The 18,016-nt window shown below is 51.2% G+C and carries 17 protein-coding genes; 14 read left to right on the forward strand and 3 right to left on the reverse strand.

Annotation, left to right across the window (positions count from 1 at the left end; translation table 11 throughout):
* Window positions 1–8: 8 nt before the first annotated feature.
* Window positions 9–1,052 (forward strand): ABC transporter substrate-binding protein, encoded by a 1,044-nt coding sequence (locus LOK74_RS07485; protein ID WP_230046017.1) that lies wholly within the window; start codon window positions 9–11, stop codon window positions 1,050–1,052.
* Window positions 1,053–1,266: 214 nt separating this feature from the next.
* Complete coding sequence (locus tag LOK74_RS07490; RefSeq protein ID WP_230046018.1) at window positions 1,267–2,172, forward strand: hypothetical protein; 906 nt, start codon at window positions 1,267–1,269, stop codon at window positions 2,170–2,172.
* Window positions 2,173–2,229: 57 nt separating this feature from the next.
* On the opposite strand, the gene LOK74_RS07495 is transcribed toward LOK74_RS07490, so the two are convergent.
* Window positions 2,230–2,730, reverse strand: coding sequence for a GNAT family N-acetyltransferase (locus tag LOK74_RS07495; RefSeq protein WP_230046019.1), 501 nt, complete (start codon window positions 2,728–2,730; stop codon window positions 2,230–2,232).
* Window positions 2,731–2,782: 52 nt separating this feature from the next.
* Here LOK74_RS07495 and LOK74_RS07500 point away from each other — a divergent pair, with 52 nt between their 5' ends.
* The 8 genes from LOK74_RS07500 (at window position 2,783) to LOK74_RS07540 (ending at window position 11,784) form a co-directional block, all read left to right on the forward strand.
* Window positions 2,783–3,679 carry an alpha/beta fold hydrolase gene (locus LOK74_RS07500; RefSeq protein ID WP_230046020.1) on the forward strand — a complete coding sequence of 299 codons (897 nt, stop codon included), beginning with the start codon at window positions 2,783–2,785 and terminating at the stop codon, window positions 3,677–3,679.
* Window positions 3,680–3,852: 173 nt separating this feature from the next.
* Window positions 3,853–4,548 carry a response regulator transcription factor gene (locus LOK74_RS07505; RefSeq protein WP_277613429.1) on the forward strand — a complete coding sequence of 232 codons (696 nt, stop codon included), beginning with the start codon at window positions 3,853–3,855 and terminating at the stop codon, window positions 4,546–4,548.
* Window positions 4,548–6,029 (forward strand): sensor histidine kinase, encoded by a 1,482-nt coding sequence (locus LOK74_RS07510; protein WP_230046022.1) that lies wholly within the window; start codon window positions 4,548–4,550, stop codon window positions 6,027–6,029. Before LOK74_RS07505 ends, LOK74_RS07510 begins: the two co-directional genes overlap by 1 nt.
* Window positions 6,030–6,206: 177 nt before the next feature.
* Window positions 6,207–6,593 (forward strand): hypothetical protein, encoded by a 387-nt coding sequence (locus LOK74_RS07515; protein WP_230046023.1) that lies wholly within the window; start codon window positions 6,207–6,209, stop codon window positions 6,591–6,593.
* A gap of 286 nt (window positions 6,594–6,879) precedes the next feature.
* A complete protein-coding gene (locus LOK74_RS07520; protein WP_230046024.1) occupies window positions 6,880–8,646 on the forward strand; it encodes an aromatic amino acid hydroxylase in 1,767 nt (588 codons plus the stop codon).
* A gap of 54 nt (window positions 8,647–8,700) precedes the next feature.
* The gene (locus LOK74_RS07525; protein ID WP_230046941.1) at window positions 8,701–9,936 is read left to right on the forward strand and encodes an MFS transporter; all 1,236 of its coding nucleotides are present in this window, start codon (window positions 8,701–8,703) and stop codon (window positions 9,934–9,936) included.
* Window positions 9,937–10,479: 543 nt separating this feature from the next.
* The gene (locus LOK74_RS07535) at window positions 10,480–11,190 is read left to right on the forward strand and encodes a cytochrome c biogenesis CcdA family protein (RefSeq protein WP_230046025.1); all 711 of its coding nucleotides are present in this window, start codon (window positions 10,480–10,482) and stop codon (window positions 11,188–11,190) included.
* Window positions 11,191–11,211: 21 nt separating this feature from the next.
* Window positions 11,212–11,784, forward strand: coding sequence for a TlpA family protein disulfide reductase (locus LOK74_RS07540; protein WP_230046026.1), 573 nt, complete (start codon window positions 11,212–11,214; stop codon window positions 11,782–11,784).
* Between the two features lie 182 nt (window positions 11,785–11,966).
* Here LOK74_RS07540 and LOK74_RS24355 read toward each other — a convergent pair whose 3' ends face one another.
* Window positions 11,967–12,050 carry a putative holin-like toxin gene (locus LOK74_RS24355; RefSeq protein ID WP_420908779.1) on the reverse strand — a complete coding sequence of 28 codons (84 nt, stop codon included), beginning with the start codon at window positions 12,048–12,050 and terminating at the stop codon, window positions 11,967–11,969.
* Window positions 12,051–12,231: 181 nt separating this feature from the next.
* On the opposite strand from LOK74_RS24355, the gene LOK74_RS07545 reads away from it, so the two are divergent.
* Window positions 12,232–12,525 (forward strand): DUF962 domain-containing protein, encoded by a 294-nt coding sequence (locus tag LOK74_RS07545; RefSeq protein WP_230046027.1) that lies wholly within the window; start codon window positions 12,232–12,234, stop codon window positions 12,523–12,525.
* A gap of 31 nt (window positions 12,526–12,556) precedes the next feature.
* Here LOK74_RS07545 and LOK74_RS07550 read toward each other — a convergent pair whose 3' ends face one another.
* Window positions 12,557–13,903 carry an MFS transporter gene (locus LOK74_RS07550; protein WP_230046028.1) on the reverse strand — a complete coding sequence of 449 codons (1,347 nt, stop codon included), beginning with the start codon at window positions 13,901–13,903 and terminating at the stop codon, window positions 12,557–12,559.
* A gap of 572 nt (window positions 13,904–14,475) precedes the next feature.
* Here LOK74_RS07550 and coxB point away from each other — a divergent pair.
* From coxB to LOK74_RS07565, 3 genes are read left to right on the forward strand one after another with little or no spacing between them, the layout of a single operon-like run.
* Window positions 14,476–15,495: a cytochrome c oxidase subunit II gene (coxB, locus tag LOK74_RS07555; RefSeq protein WP_230046029.1), complete on the forward strand. Its 1,020-nt coding sequence runs from the start codon at window positions 14,476–14,478 to the stop codon at window positions 15,493–15,495.
* Window positions 15,496–15,547: 52 nt separating this feature from the next.
* Entirely contained in the window at window positions 15,548–17,398 is a 1,851-nt protein-coding gene (ctaD, locus tag LOK74_RS07560) for a cytochrome c oxidase subunit I (protein WP_230046030.1), read from the forward strand.
* Entirely contained in the window at window positions 17,398–18,015 is a 618-nt protein-coding gene (locus tag LOK74_RS07565) for a cytochrome (ubi)quinol oxidase subunit III (protein ID WP_420908735.1), read from the forward strand. Before ctaD ends, LOK74_RS07565 begins: the two co-directional genes overlap by 1 nt.
* The last annotated feature ends 1 nt before the right edge of the window (window position 18,016 follow it).

An 18,016-nucleotide genomic window follows, 5' to 3' on the forward strand; every position in this document is an offset into this window, starting at 1 on the left:
ATCAACATATGATTCGAACAAAGTCATTTTTTAGACGTTGGAGCATGGTCTCACTGACGCTATTGTCGCTAGTCGTTGTGGCGGCCTGCTCCACACCACCACAATCAGACGGCGGCACGATTCAGCAGGAGTCTTCCGGTACGGCCCAGCCTGCTGAACTGACCATCGCTCTCGACTGGTACCCCAATGCTGTTCACAGCTTCTTGTATGCAGCGGAGGAGCAGGGGTATTTCGCAGAAGAGAACCTGCGGGTGAATCTACAGATGCCTTCGGACGCCAACGATCCGCTGAAACTGGTTGCAGCAGGTCAGGTCGATGCGGCGATCAGCTATCAGCCGCAAATCGTACAGGCCCGCTCCGAAGAGCTTCCTGTCGTCTCGATCGCTGCACTGGTTCGCCATCCGCTTAATGTGATCATGGTGCGAGAAGACAGCGACATCATCCAGCCGCGTGATCTCGCCGGGAAAAACATCGGCTATCCATCGATTCCGCTGGATGAGTCGATCGTCCGTACGGTAGTAAAGGCGGACGGCGGAGATGACAGCGGGCTCAGCTTCACCGATATCGGCTTTGACATCGTCCCGGCACTGACCGGTAAAAAAGTGGATGCCGTCGTCGGAGGATACATCAATCACGAAAAGCTGATTCTGGAGAAAAACGGTATCCCGGTACGCACGTTTGTGACTAGCGAATACGGTGTACCCGATTACTACGAATTGGTGCTGGCCACCAGTGATGATACCTTGTCCGAGAAAAAAGAGACGCTGGCCGCATTCCTGCGCGCTGCTGCCAAAGGGCAGGCGTACGTGTCTGCCCACAAAGAGGAGGCGCTTGAGCTGCTGCTCTCCAAACAGGCCAGCGAATTCCCCTTGGAAGAGGATATTGAGACGAAAAGCCTGGAGATCCTGCTGCCGTTGATGGATGCTGGCAGCGAGCCGTTCGGCAGTCAACAAGCCGAGAGCTGGCAGCAGCTGATCGAATGGATGCATACGCAGCAGTTGATCAAAAAAGAGGTTCAGGTCAATGATGTGATGGTGAACCTCTCAGAGTAGAGGGGATCTGCAAAGAGCAAGGGGAGTCACAACAAGCGAAGCATGATGGGAAATGATGCTCCCGAAACAACTGCAATCCTCCATTGAAATCTGCAGCCATCTGCCGCATAATCGTATAAGATGAGAACGACGCCCAACCGCGGGCGTCGTTTCCTTGCCGGGGCAACGAGAGAATGATACACCCTATAGATCCTGTTGGAAAGGAGGGAGACGGATGAAACACCATCTGTACAAAATCGGCTATGATCGTGTGAGCAAACGGGAACTCCTGCAGCGTCTGCAATTGACCGATTGTCTGTTGGTGGAGCACAAGTGGCTGGAACCACAGGGCTCCGAATCGGTTGACATACCGCCAGAAGAGGAACGTCATGCGATCCTCGTTCGCTTTCAACGCCGTCCCAGCGAGTGGATTACCTTTTCCGGCCTGTATGAGGTCCTCTCCCGGGAAGTGATTCCCTGGATCGATTCGCCGCTTGAATACCATCAGTTCGGGACGGAGCTGATCCCGGGCAACATCCGCCGTGAAAAGGCGCCGCAGGCGCGCATCCCAGCACGGACCAAGCTGGAGATCACGGCGATCCGTCAGGAAACGGTGTTTGTCAAAGTACCTGGTCACCCGTCCCGCCGCTATGAGATGTCGCTGGCTCACGCTCGCTTTGCCAAAGATTTTCCGACTGATCTGGAACTGAGGCTGCAAGTGTACGCCTTCCCGCCTCGCTCCGATATTCTGGTGGACTGGCTGCTGCACGAGGGGCGGAAAAAAGGCTTTATCACCAAACCAAACGGGGAGCGTGTCGAACGTTCCGCCTTTCAGGTGTGGGATGAACTGCGCCAGGAGTTTGACATCAGCGTCAGTGCCGCGCTGTTGGCTATCAAGCAGGCGTTGATTGTGCTGGATCGTGCCGGATTGGAGAGCGACTTTCCCTATCCAGTGCAGGAGGTCTCAGATCTTTCTTCCTCTACAGCGGAGGAGCGGGACGCGTTTTACTCCTATCATACCGTCCGTGCCGCGATTGCCGCCGTCTCTGCCTTGTTGACAACAGATCCCCGCGAAAAACTGCAGGACTTGCTGCTGCTGGACATAACACTGGAACAACAGCAAAAGCGACGGAGAGAGTGAGCGGCGTGAGGAGGCAGTCCACAGAGGTCACGTCTGCCCGAACAGTTCTTCTTTCTTTCATGATTGCTGTGTTACCATCAGCTGATAAAAGTGGACGTCCTGCCACTCGCCGAACTTGAAGCCAACCTCTTTGAAACACCCGATATACGCAAAACCAAACTTCTCATGCAGTTTCACACTTGCTTGATTGCCACCCGTAACACCTGCGATAACCGTGTGATAGCCGTGAGTGGCCGCCAGTTGCAGAATCTCTCGCATCAGGGCGCTCCCAACGCCCCGACCTCGGCATCTGGATGAGATATACACTGACAACTCTGTTGTGTGGGCGTAAGCAGGTTTGTCCCTAAACTTGCTTAAACAGCTGTACCCTACCACTTCACCATTGAGTTCAGCGACGATGAGTGGGTATTTTCCACCGTACTTTTCAAACCAATGCTTACGTTCCTCCAGAGTCTGCTCTTCCAAATCAAACGTAGCCGTTAGGCTGCGAACAGCTTCATTGTAGATTTCCAGCATGGCAGGTAGATCGCTCGGCATCGCATGTCGGATCTGAAGCATCGAGAATCCTCCTTTTCTGAGTGGGATCGCCTGTTCACATCGAGGTGGTTGCATGAGCGTACAGACAATTTATACAAGTGAGGAAGGAAAGAGAAGAATCCTCAACTATTATGAAGCATACCTGCCATTGATTAAAGTAGAATTTGAAAGAGTGTATGTCGATACGCGGTTTGGTATAACTCATACATTGGTGGCGGGTCCTGTTGAGGGGAAGCCTCTCTTTATCTTTCAGGGGGGCAATTGCATCAATCCCATGACACTCTCCTGGTTTTCTTCCTTGTTTGAGGAGTATCGCATTTATGCTCCAGACACGATTGGAAATCCCGGTTACAGTGCAGAAACCAGGGTCTCGGCAAAAGATGATAGCTATGCATTATGGGTTGCTGACCTTATGAACCATTTTGGTATTGAAAAAAGTGCTTGCATTGGCCCGTCTTATGGAGCAGGCATCATTCTGCGAACGGCAGCATACATGCCGGAGAAAATCGCCTGCTCCGTATTGATGGCGCCATCTGGATTGCAGATGGGCTCCAAGTTGAAAATGGTCCAGAAAATCTTGCTCCCGCTGATACGGTTTCAACTGTTTTCAGATAAAAGGGGACTGCAAAAGATTGCTGATGCGATGTCGCTGAACAGCATGAAAGAGATAGATCGACAGATTATTGAAGATATCTTTACACATGTTGACTTGTCTCATGAAATGCCGAAACGGACCGAAAAGAAGGAACTGGCGCAATACACCTCGCCCACCATGGTCTTGGCAGGGACAGAGGATATTTTCTTTCCGGGCGATCAGGTGGTGGCGAGGGCAGAAGCCATCATCCCCAACTTGGTGGCGGCAACCACTTATCCAATGGGTCATTTCCCTTCTGATGCCTACTTGCAGAAAATGAACGACGATATCAAACAATTCCTTTCCGAACACTATTCGTTTAGTTGCGGGGATTGAGGGGACATGTTCTAGTTCCCTTATCACAGGAAGCGAGAACCAAATTCTGTAAGTCTGCTAGTCCGCTTTCCGTTTATATGATACGATAGGAGAGTCGTGAATCCTTGGCTGCTCCTCGTACAACAGTAGATTTGCGCCAGGATTTCCGCTTCATGGGAAAGGAGGTTATTGGCTTGAACCAAACAAAGGTATTGGTCGCTGATGACGATCCAAACGTATGCGAGATTATCCGCCTCTACTTCAGCAAACAGCAGATGGAATTGGTGGTTGCAGGTGACGGCAGCACGGCACTGGAGCTGATCGAAAAAGAGGAGCCGGATGTGATTATTCTCGATGTGATGATGCCACAGATGGATGGGCTGGAAGCATGTCGGGAGATTCGGAAAAAATGGGATACACCGATTATTATGTTGACGGCAAAAGATGAAGAGATAGACCGTGTCCTGGGACTTGAACTGGGAGCGGACGACTACGTTACCAAACCGTTCAGCCCACGTGAGCTGGTCGCACGCATCAAAGCCATTCAACGACGGCTCCAGCCGCGTGAGCAGAAAGAGGAGGGCGCAGCGCAAACCCTGCAGTTTGATCAACTCACGATAGACATCGCCAAGCGGGAAGTGGTTGTCTGCGGTGAAAAGCTGCCGTTCCGACCCAAGGAATTCGACCTGCTGGTGCACATGGCCAGGTCGCCTGGGAGCGTCTTTACGCGTGAACAACTGCTTGAGCAGATTTGGGGTTACGATTACTTTGGAGACATCCGTACCGTAGATGTCCATATTAAAAAAATCAGGCAGCGGTTGAGTCATTTGCCCTACGAGTGCATCCACACAGTTTGGGGCGTCGGCTACAAGTTTGGAGTAGATGCATGATGCTGGGAATGTCAAAAAGCATTTTCCGCCGTCTGCTGTTTAGCTACCTGATAACGGTACTGGTGGGCATCGGCGTAGCCGGTGTCCTTATGTCTTTTTTTGCCAAGGAATACTTTTACGAGGCGAAGCAGGACGAACTGCTGCGCAAGGCCAAAAAGGTAAACGTCGCGATTCAGGATGATGCTGACATGGATAACGGGCTCGTCGAGGGTATTGACGAGGATACGCTGGATGACCTGGTTTTTTTTGATGAGACGTTTGATACCCGTATCTGGGTCTTTAAACGGAGTGGCGAGATTATCGCCACTTCGATGCAAGAAGAGGTGTTCATTGGGAAATCGGTTGCCAACTCCATCGTGAAGAAGGTGATCCAGGGGCAGGATGTGATTACCGAACTGCAGTTTGAAGGATTGGACGATCCAATGCTTTCTGTAGCCGTACCATGGGGAAAAAAAGATGAAGTGTATGGAGGGATTGTCCTGCATGCCCCGATCGAGGGAATCGAACGGACGATAGACCAGATGAGGGAGACGATTCTCTGGGCAACGTTGTTTGGACTGGTTCTGTCGACGGCGATGGTTTCCTACCTCTCCTGGTCGATATCCCGTCCGCTGAAAAGGATTGAGCGGACGGCGTCTGAGATCGGCAGAGGAAATTACAACGAGCGGGTCCACGTCAGCACCACCGACGAGATTGCTGATTTGGCCAACACGATCAATACCCTCGCTGAAAAGCTGGAGAGAGTGGAGCAGGAGCGGCGCAACCTTGAACAGGTGCGAAACGACTTTTTGGCCAACGTATCGCATGAACTGCGCACGCCGCTTACCGGCATGCAGGGATTTCTCGAAGCCCTGCAGGACGGATTGGTTGAGGAGGAAGCAGCTCGCCAAAAATACTATAAGGTACTCTATAACGAAACGATGCACCTCAACCGATTGGTAGATGATCTGTTGGACTTGATGAAGCTGGAGAACAATGAGATTACACTTTCCAGATTCCCGGTCGATCCGGCGGAACTGATGAACAAAATCGCCTTTACGTTCCAACCGGAAGCAGCAGACAAAGGAACATCGATCGAAGTTGAAGCGGCAGAGAACTTGCCCAAAATCTATGCTGATAAAGATAGGCTGGAGCAGATTCTCAACAACCTGGTGAAAAACGCGGTGAAGTTTACCGAACAGGGAACAATCCGGCTTGCAGCTGAGCCAGATGGAGAATGGGTCGTGATCACTGTTGCAGACACCGGGATTGGCATCTCGCAGGACGATCTGAACCGTATCTGGGAGCGTTTTTTTAAAGTGGATCGGGGACGTTCCAAGAAAAACGCGGGTACCGGCCTTGGGCTGGCCATCGTCAGAGAATTGGTTGAACTGCACGAAGGTACCATCACGGTAGAGAGTGAACCGGAGAAAGGTACTGACTTTACCCTGAGATTGCCCACCGTGGAGCGATACAAACAGCGAGGAAGCAACGGGTCGTAGGGTTCCGGGCGGTGACGATGAAAACACCACAGCTTGAGAGGGTCATAGTTTTTTCATATTTTTTTCAAGGATTTCTCCCTTTCTCCTCATAGAATGGTTATTTCTGCGGGTTACAGTATAAGTGTGCAGCAAAGACGCTCACAAGCAATGCTGAGAACGCGGAAAGGAGAGATAACCTTGAATAAAAAATGGTTTCTTCTCAGCGCTGTCGCTTTAATGCTGGCAGGCAGTCTGGTTGCCTGCTCCAATAGCGGCGATACACCGGAACCTGCAACCGAGAGCGGAGGTAACGTAACAGAACCGGCAACGAGCTCGGGTCTGGAAAGCGACTCCGATACGTCCACTGATTCCTCGGTGACGGATGAAGCAGGCACAGATAGTGAGTCAACTACGGATACATCCGATACCGACAGCTCATCTACGGATGACTCGTCAGATGCGGAAACTGATTCTTCGCTGAGCGGAGAGACGGGTACAGACAGTAGCGACAGTGCTGATGGCAGTACGGATGCAGCAAGTGACAGCAGCAGTGGTACAACAGCTGACGACAGCAGCGAGAAGTAATCTCTTCGCAGCTGGCTTGTAAAAGTCCCTGAACAGTATGATACTTCCCCTCTGGTAATCACAAGGGCGCGCAGCAGCGCCCTTTTTTCTTTTTGGAGCAAATGTCTTCTGTGGGGAGACACGGATTATCAAAAAAGTTGGTATAGTGCTGAAAAGCGTTGCATCGGCCTCGCGTTAAACAGTTGAATGATAAACATTTTTTGCACTTTTCACCATTCAATTGTGGTAAAATGACAGCAGAAAGCGCTTGCATTAGGGATCAAACCAAACAAGGAGGCTGGGAAGGATGAAACACGCTGAACCTGAGCGTACGCTCGTTCGCGTACCTGTCCATTTAAAGCAGTTCGTTGTGGAGCAGAACTATGACCGTTATACGCCGATTGATCATGCGGTCTGGCGCTACGTGATGCGGCAGAATCGCAACTATCTCGGCCAACGGGCTCACAGCGCCTACCTGGAAGGCTTGCGCACATCCGGTATTGGCATTGAGCGCATTCCTAACATTGCAGAGATGAACGAGTCATTGGCGCAGATTGGTTGGGGAGCGGTCACCATTAACGGATTTATTCCGGCTGTCGCTTTTTTTGATTTCCAGGCACACGGCATCCTGCCGATCGCTTGTGATATCCGAACGTACGACCATATTGCCTATACACCGGCTCCAGACATCATTCACGAAGCGGCGGGTCATGCACCCATTATCAAAGACGAAAAATATCGAACATTCCTGAAAATTTTTGGCGAGATCGGCTCCAAAGCGTTGTCCTCACGGGAGGATTATGAGGTATATGAGGCAATCCGACGCTTATCAGTGGTCAAAGAAGATCCCAGCGCTACGCCGGAGGAAGTGGCCCAAGCAGAAGCGGATCTGGAACAGAAGGTGGCTGCGGTGACAGGCGTCTCGGAAGCGGCACAGGTTTCTCGCCTTTACTGGTGGACGGTGGAGTACGGCCTGATCGGCGATCTGGATCACCCTCAGATCTATGGAGCTGGACTGCTTTCCTCTGTAGGGGAGAGTATCAGCTGCATGAAGGACGACGTCAAGAAACTGCCGTTTTCTCTCAAAGCTTGCATTGAGACAGACTTTGACATTACCAAGCCGCAGCCGCAGTTGTTTGTCTGTAAAGATTTTGACGAGTTGATCGAAGCGATCCGGGAATTCTCCAAGACGATGGCCGTCTCTGTAGGAGGTACGGAAAGCTTGATCAAGGCACAGCAGATGGGACAGACTTCTACGAGCGTGTACAGTTCAGGCCTGCAGGTAAGCGGTGTGCTGAGCGAATTGGAGTTCGATATGCAGGGTGAGGCGGTTTATCTGAAGATGTCGGGTCCTACGGCGCTTGCAGTAGAGGGCAAACAACTTCCCGGCCACGGAAAAGAGTATCATCAGGAAGGGTTCGGATCACCGATTGGCCGCTTGGCTAACGAAGCAACTCCGTTGGAACTGTTTAGTGATGAACAATTGGCGGAAAAGGGAATCATCCTCGACCATACGGTGACACTTCCGTTTGCTTCTGGGGTTGAGGTTCGTGGAAAGGTGAGCTACATTCAACGGGAACAGGGGAAAATCGTGCTGATCGGCTTTGACGAATGTACCGTTCGTTATGGCGAGAAGACGCTGTTTCAGGCGGAGTGGGGCACTTTTGACATGGCTGTTGGGGAAAAAATTATCTCCGTCTTTGCCGGCGCTGCCGATCGGGAAGCGTTTGAGACGGGTACGCATCAGCCATCTGCAGTTCAGATCAAGCCGCCCGTCTATACAGAAGAACAGAAGCGGCAGCATCAGCTCTATCAGACGGTACGCGATATCCGGGAAGCCCCGTTTGAAGAGCAAAAAAGCGTGGAAGGCCTGCTGCAGGTGCTTTCGGTTCTGGAACAGGACTACCCATCCGACTGGCTGCTGCGGCTGGAGATCCTGGAGATCCTGACGGAACACCGATTGCTGTCAGCTGTTCAAGCCAAGATCCGTCATCAGCTTCAGCAAATCGCGGAGGGAGACGAGGAAGCCAAGCCGTTGATCGATAACGGGCTCGCCCTGCTTGTGGTATCATAACAGCAGATAGACGGAATGAAGAGGACTCCCGCCCAGAGGAGTCCTTTTGAAGTGATGGAGGTGCCGGAGATAGACGGAGTCGATCTGCTCAAAAGGAACAGGAATTATCGAAACCTGTGGTATGCAAAAGTGGGCAGTCAGTTTGGTGACTGGTTTAACCAAGTAGCCTTGGCTCAGATTACTCTCCTGCTGACTGACTCCGCTGTGGCTATGGGCCTTGTCTTGCTATGTGGTTCGTTGCCAGGAGTGGTGTTGGGGCCACTGCTTGGGCCCTATGTGGACCGATTCTCCAAAAAACCACTGCTGTTTTATTCTGATTTGCTGCGTGCAGTATTTTCGCTCGGTTATTCAGGTGCGATCATCTTTGAGGCTCACTGGATATTATACGTCTGTTCCTTGTTTCTGGGCATAGCAGGCGTCCTGTTTGCACCAGCCCGCAGCGCCGTAATACCGCTTGTGGTGGATCGGAACGACCTGACCAAAGCCAATGCCCTGGAATCTGGCATGGGCGGTATGTTGCAAATCATCGGTGCGGGGTGTGGGGGATTTGTCGCTCTGATTGTCAGTCCAATTACCTGCTTTGTGATCAATGCATTCTCTTATTTATGGTCGGCAGTATGCATTCAACGCTGCCATTGGCTGGAGGTGCCTAAGAAGAATTCGCAACCAATCTCGTACATCCGTTCGTTGAAAGCAGGGTTTCAGGAAGCGTTTCACAATCAGGTTGCCCGTGCGATCATGCTGATCGGGATCAGTTGGGGATTGGCAGGTGGAGGATATTACATCTTGCTTCCCATCCTCGGGCAGGATATATATGCGATGGGAGCACTGGGCATCGGGCTGCTGTACGCGGTTGACGGGCTGGGGGTCTTGATCGGTTCTGTTCTGGTTCACCGACTAGTGGGAAGCGACCACCGCCGGGCGATGATCTGGTACGGTGGAGCCTATGTGACACAGGCCCTTTTCTTTGGCTTGCTGACTCAGTCTGCGGTGTTTTTCTTCGGCATGTTCATGCTCTTGTTGATGCGAATCAGCTCTGGAGTGATCATACCGCTTGACAGCTATCTGCTGCAGGTGGCTGTCGATCCAGAGAAACGCGGGAGAATCTTTTCGCTGCACGGAGCAACCTATGGCGGTTTTATGCAGCTCTCTTTTATTTTGACCGGTACAGCATTTGAGCACATCGGCATCGCCTATACGGGTCTGTTGATAGGAGGCGTCTCTCTGCTCTGCGGTCTCTTCTGGTTATCAAGAGTTGCAAGAAAACCAAGTTCTGACATGTCGGTTTGACGAAGCATACGTCCCTCCATACATCCCACTATCGTTAAGCCTTGTCAGACAGGACAAGCGGGACATATGAGGGAGCATATCCCCTACCAACACCAGCTCCTTTTGATGTAGGAGTACATCATGGCCGCTTTTCTTCCTTTTTTGATCCACATGTCTCGTTTGCGCCGGAGGCATTTCAGAAACTGTTTGTTGCATCTGCAAGAGAAGTACCCATGGCGTCTGTAGCACAGATCATGTGCCCGGCAGCAGGCATCCACGTCGTCAATCGGCGCCTCCGGACCACTGCAGCCAGGACCACACCAATTGCCGTGGAAGCAAAAAGAGAACTTCATCCTACCTGCTTTTGTCAGTTTTCGCTTGCTCATCGTCTCACCATCACATCCCTTTCTCCATATGGATGCAAGATCGGTTTCAAAGCATGTATATGTAACTTGACACCAGTTCGACAATTCCCGCCGTTTGCTCTCCGCTCTTCTCGTTGTATAATCAAGACGAGACTGAGCTCGGACCTTTACCGTGTGTCGATGAGAGGGGGGAGAGACTTTGGAACCGAATGTGACCCTATTGCTCGCCTTCGGGGCCGGTTTTTTGTCGTTTATCTCGCCGTGTTGCCTGCCTCTGTATCCATCGTTCTTATCCTATATAACGGGAGTCACTGTCGATGAGGTAAAAAAGGGGAAGACCGTTTTTCGACGCCAGGCATTTCTGCATACCTTGTTTTTTATCATCGGTTTTTCTATCGTTTTTCTCGCACTGGGGCTGTCCACGTCCTGGCTGGGACACTTCTTTGCTTCGCAAAAAGATCTGATACGTCAATTGGGCGGCATCTTGTTGGTTGTGATCGGACTGGTGATGATCGGCCTGCTGCGTATGGAATGGATGATGAAGAGCTGGAAGGTTGATTTAAAAAGCCGTCCGATTGGGTATACTGGTTCCATACTGGTCGGTGTCACGTACGCCGCCGGTTGGACTCCGTGCGTCGGTCCCATCCTATCCGGTATCGTCATCATGGGAGTGACGGACCCGTCGCGTGCCCTGTCCTATACACTGGCCTATACGCTCGGGTTTGCGATTCCATTCTTTGTGATGACCTTCTTTATCAGCAAGGTAAGCTGGTTAATGAGGTATTCGGAGAAGCTGATGAAGGTGGGAGGATCGCTCATGATCTTGTTCGGTATTTTGCTCTACACCGACAAAATGACTGACATCACCACCTACCTGATTGAGCTGTACGGAGGGTTTACCGGTTTTTGAGGAGGTGGCAAGAGGGAAGATATGAAACGATTCTCTTTGATCGCATTTGTGATTGGTTTGGTTTCCCTCGCGATCTTTAGCAACATCCAGGAGACAAATACGGCCCAAACGAACGGAAAAACGGATGCAACCACTGATTCCAGTCAAATCGAACAGAGGGAGCGGAGACCGGCCATCGGGTATCTAGCCCCTGCTTTTTCACTCTCAGCTCTGGACGGAAAAACCTACAAGCTGGGCGCTCCTCGGAACAAGCCGCTGCTCCTCAACTTTTGGGCTTCCTGGTGCGGTCCTTGCCAGGAGGAGGCCCCCGTGCTGAAGCGGATTTATGAAAAGTACCAGGACAAACTGGATCTGTACGCCATCAATCTGACAACGGATGACAAGTTGGAAAATGCGAAGGCTTTTGTGGAAGGGTTCAAGCTGCCTTTCCCGATCCTTCTGGACACCAAGGGGGCAGCAGGCAAAGACTACCTGATTCAGGGGATCCCCACTACGTTTTTCATAGACGAATCAGGCATGATTCGCAATGTGATGATGGGCATGCCGGGGGAGGAGCATTTTGAGCGAGAAGTGCAGGCGCTGATCAGCAGATAGTTGATGAATTGATCACGGTTGCTTCTTCACGAAGATGTGATACAATAGACTCGTAGCAAAAACACGGCATAAAAAAAGCCGCTGGTGTTGCAGCACCGGCGGCAGGTACAATAGCTCGTTCCCCAAGGGGATCGGCTCAACGGATGGAAGTAGATCACTGGGTTGTCAGACTCAAGGGTGATCTACTTCTTTTTATGGAAGGACAGCAACGCAATCACCAGTAACCCAAACGTTAGCATCAGGGAGATGGCTTCGTATACTGTCATCAAGCATCAGCCCCTTTCTGAAGGGGATGAGCTGATCACCCTTGAGGAGCCGCATACTATTGTACGTACCATATTATACCATAAAGAACGTACGCTCGCCTAGGGACATTGTGCATGGTAAGCGTTTCCTTCTTGCTGACGAGATCGTATAATAAGGGAAACGGAGAAGGAGGTTGCGGGTATGGAGGATAATCTGTCCTTTATGGAACGGTACAAACAAGATCACCAACATCCTGTCAACAAGCTGACCCATGCGATCGGCATTCCGCTCATTGTGATCTCATTGCCGCTGGTGTTTTGGGATTGGCGGTGGGCCATAACCTTGTTTGTCGTCGGCTGGATTTTTCAGTTCGTCGGTCACTTTGTGGAAGGCAATCCGCCATCTTTTTTAAAGAACCCGATCTTCTTGTTGATTGGTCCGTGGTGGATTGTGAAGCGATTTTGGGCGTTTCTGACGGGAAAACGGTTTTCTTGAGTCTGTTCTTTGTGAGCATACATGCTGTCGCCTACCGGGTATGGCTGCTATCTTCACCGACCGGGATACGGAGGTGGATAGCAAGCCCGATCAATACCAATACGGCCAGAGAGCCCATGGCAGCTCGACTGGCCAACACGCCGTGCTGACTTAACAAGAGGACGATCGTCCCATACAGCAGCGGACCGACCAACGAAGAGACTTTTCCGGAAAAGGCAAACAGACCGAAAAACTGTCCTCGCTTTTCTGGTGGAGTAAGCTCTACGATCAACGTGCGTGAAGTAACCCAGGTGGAGCCCATAGCGATCCCGTACAAGCTGCCGGCAACCCAGAACATCGTTTCGTCAATCGCCAGTGCACCGAGCGCAATCGCCACCAGCAGCAGCAGCGCCACGCAGGTTACGGCTTGCTTGGAGCCAAGGATGCGGGTGATGTGGCCGAACAACAGAGAGCCAACGATGCTAAAAACAGTAGCGACCAGATAGAGGATGATAAACTGTCCGCTCGAAAAGCCGACTACTGCCTTTGCATAGACAGCCATCATCGCGATCGCAGTCGCAATGGCGTCATTAAAGAAAAAGTAGGCCAGCATAAACAGAAAGATCGGTCGGAAGCGGCGCATGTCCCGGACCGTTGCAATCACTTCCTTATATCCACTGAAAAACGACTTCTTCGTCTGTTCCTGCCCCTCTACGGACGTCCCTGCATTGTTTTCTTTAAAAAGAAAAAACATCGGAAGAGAGAATACCAGAAAGAGGACTCCACTTGCCAGAAACACCAGTCCGTAGTTGCCATCACCAGCCAATGGGTAGACGGATAAGCCGACCAATGTCCCGGCATATCCAACTGCTACACCAAATCCGGAGATCAAGGGGAGTTCCTGGCGATTGCCTAAGCGGGAGAGTAGGGTATCGTAGAAGATCAGACTCGATTGGTAGCAAAACTTGGCGATCATGAACAACAGCAGCACACAGACGACTGAGAGGGGTAGACCGGCTACGGTCTGGTTCGTCTCCCAGAGAGCGAACAAGCCCATCCCGATGGTGCAGGCGATTGCTCCCAGGGCAAGCGGGGTGAGATAAAATTTTGCTTTGCCCGTGCGGTCGATCAATACGCCGAACAGAGGGGAGAATAAAACGAGGAACAAGCTGGCTGCGGCATTGGTATAGCTCACAAAGGTACTGGCGATTTGATCCAGTACAGCGCTGCCGCCAATTACTTGCTGCATGTAAAACGGAAAGAAAATGGTGATCACATTGGACGAAAAAATGGTGTTGGCGAAATCGTAAAGCGCCCAGGAAAATACCGGCAGGGAGAGGTACAGCGCCGTTCCTTTGCGTGGTCCCGGTACAGAAGGGGACGTCTCGGTTGGCAGCATCGAACACACTCCTTTCTGGCAAAAAGGACAGAATCATCCTTACTTTTTTGACATTCTGCCTAAAAATCCTCTCAACTCCGAACGGCAGTAAGGAGAGCAGAAAGCGACTAGTAGGGGTGTGGACAAGCTCCATCTATTTGTTTGTGTCAATTTTGACACGAAAGTTTCACGATTTTTCCGCTTGAAAAATGGTAAAATGTCATTGAATGATATGGGCACCACGACATATTGCGTGCGGCTGCGTGAGAAAATCTACGGACTGTCAAGACAACGTTATTGACAATCCGTGGGCACGTTCTCATAATGGTAAAGTGATAGATGGGTCCGTCGCGCTGAAACGAACTTGTAATCCTTATGTATTCGGCTTCACAGCCAAATCCCCATATGTTTTTATTTGCATGGTTTTGTATAAACTATGCGAGTAAATAAAAAAATGGTTTGTAGGTCTTTTCTTTTTTTTGTTAACTAAGAACGGAGACCAATGCCTGTGCCAGTCAGAAAAAGGGCGAACCAAGTTTCTTAGTTCCAGCGAATGTACTATTAACACGTCAGAGAAAGTGGGGTTGGATGTAATGTTAAATCGTTGGCAACATGTATGGCGTCTGCTGGCCCTGTCCATTGTGACGGCACTCATGCTCACAGGGTGCGGTGACCCAACACTGTCTGCCCTCATTCCATCAGGACCGGTGGCAGAGGAACAATTAACGCTGATTAAACTGAGTTTGTTCATCATGGTTGGCGTAATTGTTGTCGTTATGCTGATTTTTGCATACGTCATCATTCGCTACCGCAAAAAACCTGGTCAAACCGGCATCCCGGAACAAGTAGAAGGAAACACGAAACTAGAAATCATCTGGACCGTAATTCCGATCATTCTCTTGTTCATTCTAGCAGTGCCGACGGTCATGACTACCTTCACATTGGCCAAGGATTACTCCGATGAGGAGGGTGTCGTCAATGTCAAGGTGACGGCTCACCAGTTCTGGTGGGAGTTTGAATATCCTGATCTGGGTGTTGCTACAGCACAAGACCTCTACATTCCGACTGGCAAAAGGGTAATGTTCCAACTGACTTCCAAAGACGTGGTGCACTCCTTCTGGGTGCCCTCGCTAGGCGGTAAAACGGATAACGTACCGGGATTGGTTAACAAAATGTGGCTGCAAGCCGACAAAGAGGGAGTTTATCAGGGCAAGTGCGCGGAGTTGTGTGGCGCCTCTCACGCACTGATGGATTTCAAGGTGGTAGCTGTCTCTCCCCAAGAGTTTGACAGTTGGGTTGAAAAGATGAAAGCGGGTCCGGCAGAACCTGCCACCGCAACGGCTAAAGAGGGACAGCAAGTGTTCCAGCAAAGCTGTATCGGCTGCCACGCGGTTGGCAATCAGGGCGGCAAACTAGGCCCCAACTTGACAGCGTTTGGGGATCGTGAAAAGCTTGCCGGGATTCTGGAAAACAATCCGGAACTGTTGAAACAATGGATTGCCAATCCGAACCAATTCAAGGAAGGCAACAGGATGCCTGCGTTTGGCGAACAATTGAATGAGGAACAGATTGACGCATTGGCTGAATATCTGTCCGGTCTGAAGATCAGGTAACAGTTGCAGTTACAAAAGTTCTAGCGAAATAGTTGCCTAAGGGGGTAAGAACGTGTCTGGTCAAGTCACATACGCAGGACGAAAAGGCTTATGGGATTGGCTTACCACGGTGGACCACAAGAAGATCGGCATTCTCTATCTGATAGCCGGCGGCTTTTTCTTCCTGCTCGGTGGTCTCGAAGCCATCTTGATGCGTATCCAATTGATGTATCCAAATTTTGAGTTTGTTAGTGGTTCCACGTTTAACGAATTAATTACGATGCACGGTACAACGATGATCTTCCTGGCAGCGATGCCGGTCATCTTTGCCTTGATGAACGCGGTCGTACCGCTGCAGATCGGGGCGCGCGACGTCGCCTATCCGTTCATCAACGCGCTCGGTTTTTGGCTGTTCTTCTTCGGTGGACTGCTGCTCAACCTGAGCTGGTTCCTCGGGGGAGCGCCTGATGCTGGTTGGACCGCGTATCCGCCGCTCTCATCCGGTCACGATTTTAGCGACCAAGGTGTTGACTTTTACGTCCTCGGTCTGCAGATCGCCGGTATTGGTACCTGGATCGGGGGGATCAACTTCCTGGCCACGATTATCAATATGCGTGCACCCGGGATGACCTTTATGCGGATGCCGCTGTTTACCTGGGCTACGTTCGTTACTTCGTTATTGATTTTGTTCGCTTTTCCGGCGATTACGGTCAGCTTGGTGCTGTTGATGTTTGATCGCCTGTTTGGTGCTAACTTCTTCGACATCAACGCAGGTGGTAACGTCGTGATCTGGCAGCACTTGTTCTGGATATTTGGACACCCGGAAGTGTACATCTTGATTTTGCCGGCGTTCGGGATTATTTCCGAGGTTATCGCCACCTTCTCCAAAAAGCGTCTGTTCGGTTACAGCGCGATGGTGTTTGCAACCGTGTTGATCGGGTTCCTCGGCTTCATGGTATGGGCGCACCACATGTTCACTGTAGGGATGGGGCCGGTTGCCAACGCGCTGTTTGGGGTGGCAACGATGTTGATTGCCGTACCGACGGGGATCAAGATTTTCAACTGGCTGTTCACCATGTGGGGCGGGCAGATCCGCTTTACTACGGCCAACCTGTTTGCAGTTGGGTTTATCCCGACCTTCGTCATGGGTGGTACCACCGGGGTTATGTTGAGTGTGCCGCCTGCTGACTACCAGTACCATGACAGTTACTTTGTCGTTGCCCACTTCCATTACGTCATCGTGGGTGGATTGGTCTTCGGTCTGTTTGCCGGTCTTTACTACTGGTGGCCGAAAATGTTCGGGAAAATGCTGAACGAACCACTTGGCAAATGGAACTTCTGGCTGTTCTTTATCGGCTTCCACCTGACCTTCTTCCCGCAGCACTTCCTGGGATTGATGGGGATGCCGCGCCGCGTCTACACCTATCAAGAAGGTGTGGGACTTGACCTGGGCAACTTTATCAGTACGATCGGTGCGTTCGGAATGGGCTTGGGTACGATTGCCCTTTTGATCAATATCATCGTTTCCCTAAAGAGTGGAAAGCCGGCATCCGCCGACCCATGGGATGCACGTACACTGGAGTGGGCCATTCCTTCGCCGGCACCTGAATACAACTTTGCCCAGACTCCGCTGGTTCGCGGACTGGATGCACTCTGGACAGAGAAGGTTTCTGGAAACGGCAAAATGCTTCCTGCCGAACCATTGGGTGAGATTCACATGCCGTCGCCTTCCGTTCTGCCGATCATCATGTCGATCGGTCTGTTCATCGCCGGTTTTGGTTTCATGTATCACAATATCCCGGTCATCATCGGCGGTATGGTGATTACCTTCATCTGCATGATTATCCGTTCGCTTATCGATGACCATGGCTATCATGTGAAACCGAAGGAACTGCAAGATGAAGAAGAGGGGGTTAAGGCATAGTGAGTGCACAACACGCAGTAAACGGAACCCTGCCACCTGAGCCGGAAAGAGCCACCCTGGAAGGTCGCAACAAGGTACTGGGCTTTTGGCTCTTCCTCGGTGGAGAGTGTGTCTTGTTCGGTAGTTTGTTTGCCACCTTTGTAGCGCTAAGAGACCAGACGAATGGTGGCCCGACCGCGTCTGAGCTGTTCCAGATGCCGATCGTTGCGCTTGCCACCTTTATCCTGTTGACCAGTAGCTTAACCAGTGTTCTCGGTATCCTCGCGATGCACCGGAACAAACTTGCCCAGATGCAGGCTTGGTTCATCGTGACGGTACTGCTGGGTGCTGGCTTCCTCGGTCTAGAGATTTACGAGTTTGTGGAATACTACCACCATGGTCACATGCTGACCAGCAGCGCGTTTGGCTCTGCGTTCTACACATTGGTTGGTTTCCACGGCGGTCACGTATTGTTCGGCGTTCTCTGGATTAGCCTGCTGATCGCCCAATCGTACAAAAAACGGTTGACGGTGGTCACGGCACCTAAGTTTTATGTGGCCAGTTTGTACTGGCACTTTGTCGACCTTGTATGGGTGTTCATCTTTACGGTAGTTTACTTGATGGGGATGGTGGAATAAG

The sequence above is a fragment of the Brevibacillus humidisoli genome (assembly GCF_020923435.1).
Taxonomy (GTDB): domain Bacteria; phylum Bacillota; class Bacilli; order Brevibacillales; family Brevibacillaceae; genus Brevibacillus_E; species Brevibacillus_E humidisoli.

What these genes read in the sequence shown, in the direction of transcription:
- LOK74_RS07485 (WP_230046017.1), top strand. Translation starts at nt 9, where the DNA reads ATGATTCGAACAAAGTCATTTTTTAGACGTTGGAGCATGGTCTCACTG.
- LOK74_RS07490 (WP_230046018.1), top strand. Translation starts at nt 1,267, where the DNA reads ATGAAACACCATCTGTACAAAATCGGCTATGATCGTGTGAGCAAACGG.
- LOK74_RS07495 (WP_230046019.1), bottom strand. Translation starts at nt 2,730, where the DNA reads ATGCTTCAGATCCGACATGCGATGCCGAGCGATCTACCTGCCATGCTG.
- LOK74_RS07500 (WP_230046020.1), top strand. Translation starts at nt 2,783, where the DNA reads ATGAGCGTACAGACAATTTATACAAGTGAGGAAGGAAAGAGAAGAATC.
- LOK74_RS07510 (WP_230046022.1), top strand. Translation starts at nt 4,548, where the DNA reads ATGCTGGGAATGTCAAAAAGCATTTTCCGCCGTCTGCTGTTTAGCTAC.
- LOK74_RS07520 (WP_230046024.1), top strand. Translation starts at nt 6,880, where the DNA reads ATGAAACACGCTGAACCTGAGCGTACGCTCGTTCGCGTACCTGTCCAT.
- LOK74_RS07525 (WP_230046941.1), top strand. Translation starts at nt 8,701, where the DNA reads ATGGAGGTGCCGGAGATAGACGGAGTCGATCTGCTCAAAAGGAACAGG.
- LOK74_RS07540 (WP_230046026.1), top strand. Translation starts at nt 11,212, where the DNA reads ATGAAACGATTCTCTTTGATCGCATTTGTGATTGGTTTGGTTTCCCTC.
- LOK74_RS24355 (WP_420908779.1), bottom strand. Translation starts at nt 12,050, where the DNA reads ATGACAGTATACGAAGCCATCTCCCTGATGCTAACGTTTGGGTTACTG.
- LOK74_RS07545 (WP_230046027.1), top strand. Translation starts at nt 12,232, where the DNA reads ATGGAGGATAATCTGTCCTTTATGGAACGGTACAAACAAGATCACCAA.
- LOK74_RS07550 (WP_230046028.1), bottom strand. Translation starts at nt 13,903, where the DNA reads ATGCTGCCAACCGAGACGTCCCCTTCTGTACCGGGACCACGCAAAGGA.
- coxB (WP_230046029.1), top strand. Translation starts at nt 14,476, where the DNA reads ATGTTAAATCGTTGGCAACATGTATGGCGTCTGCTGGCCCTGTCCATT.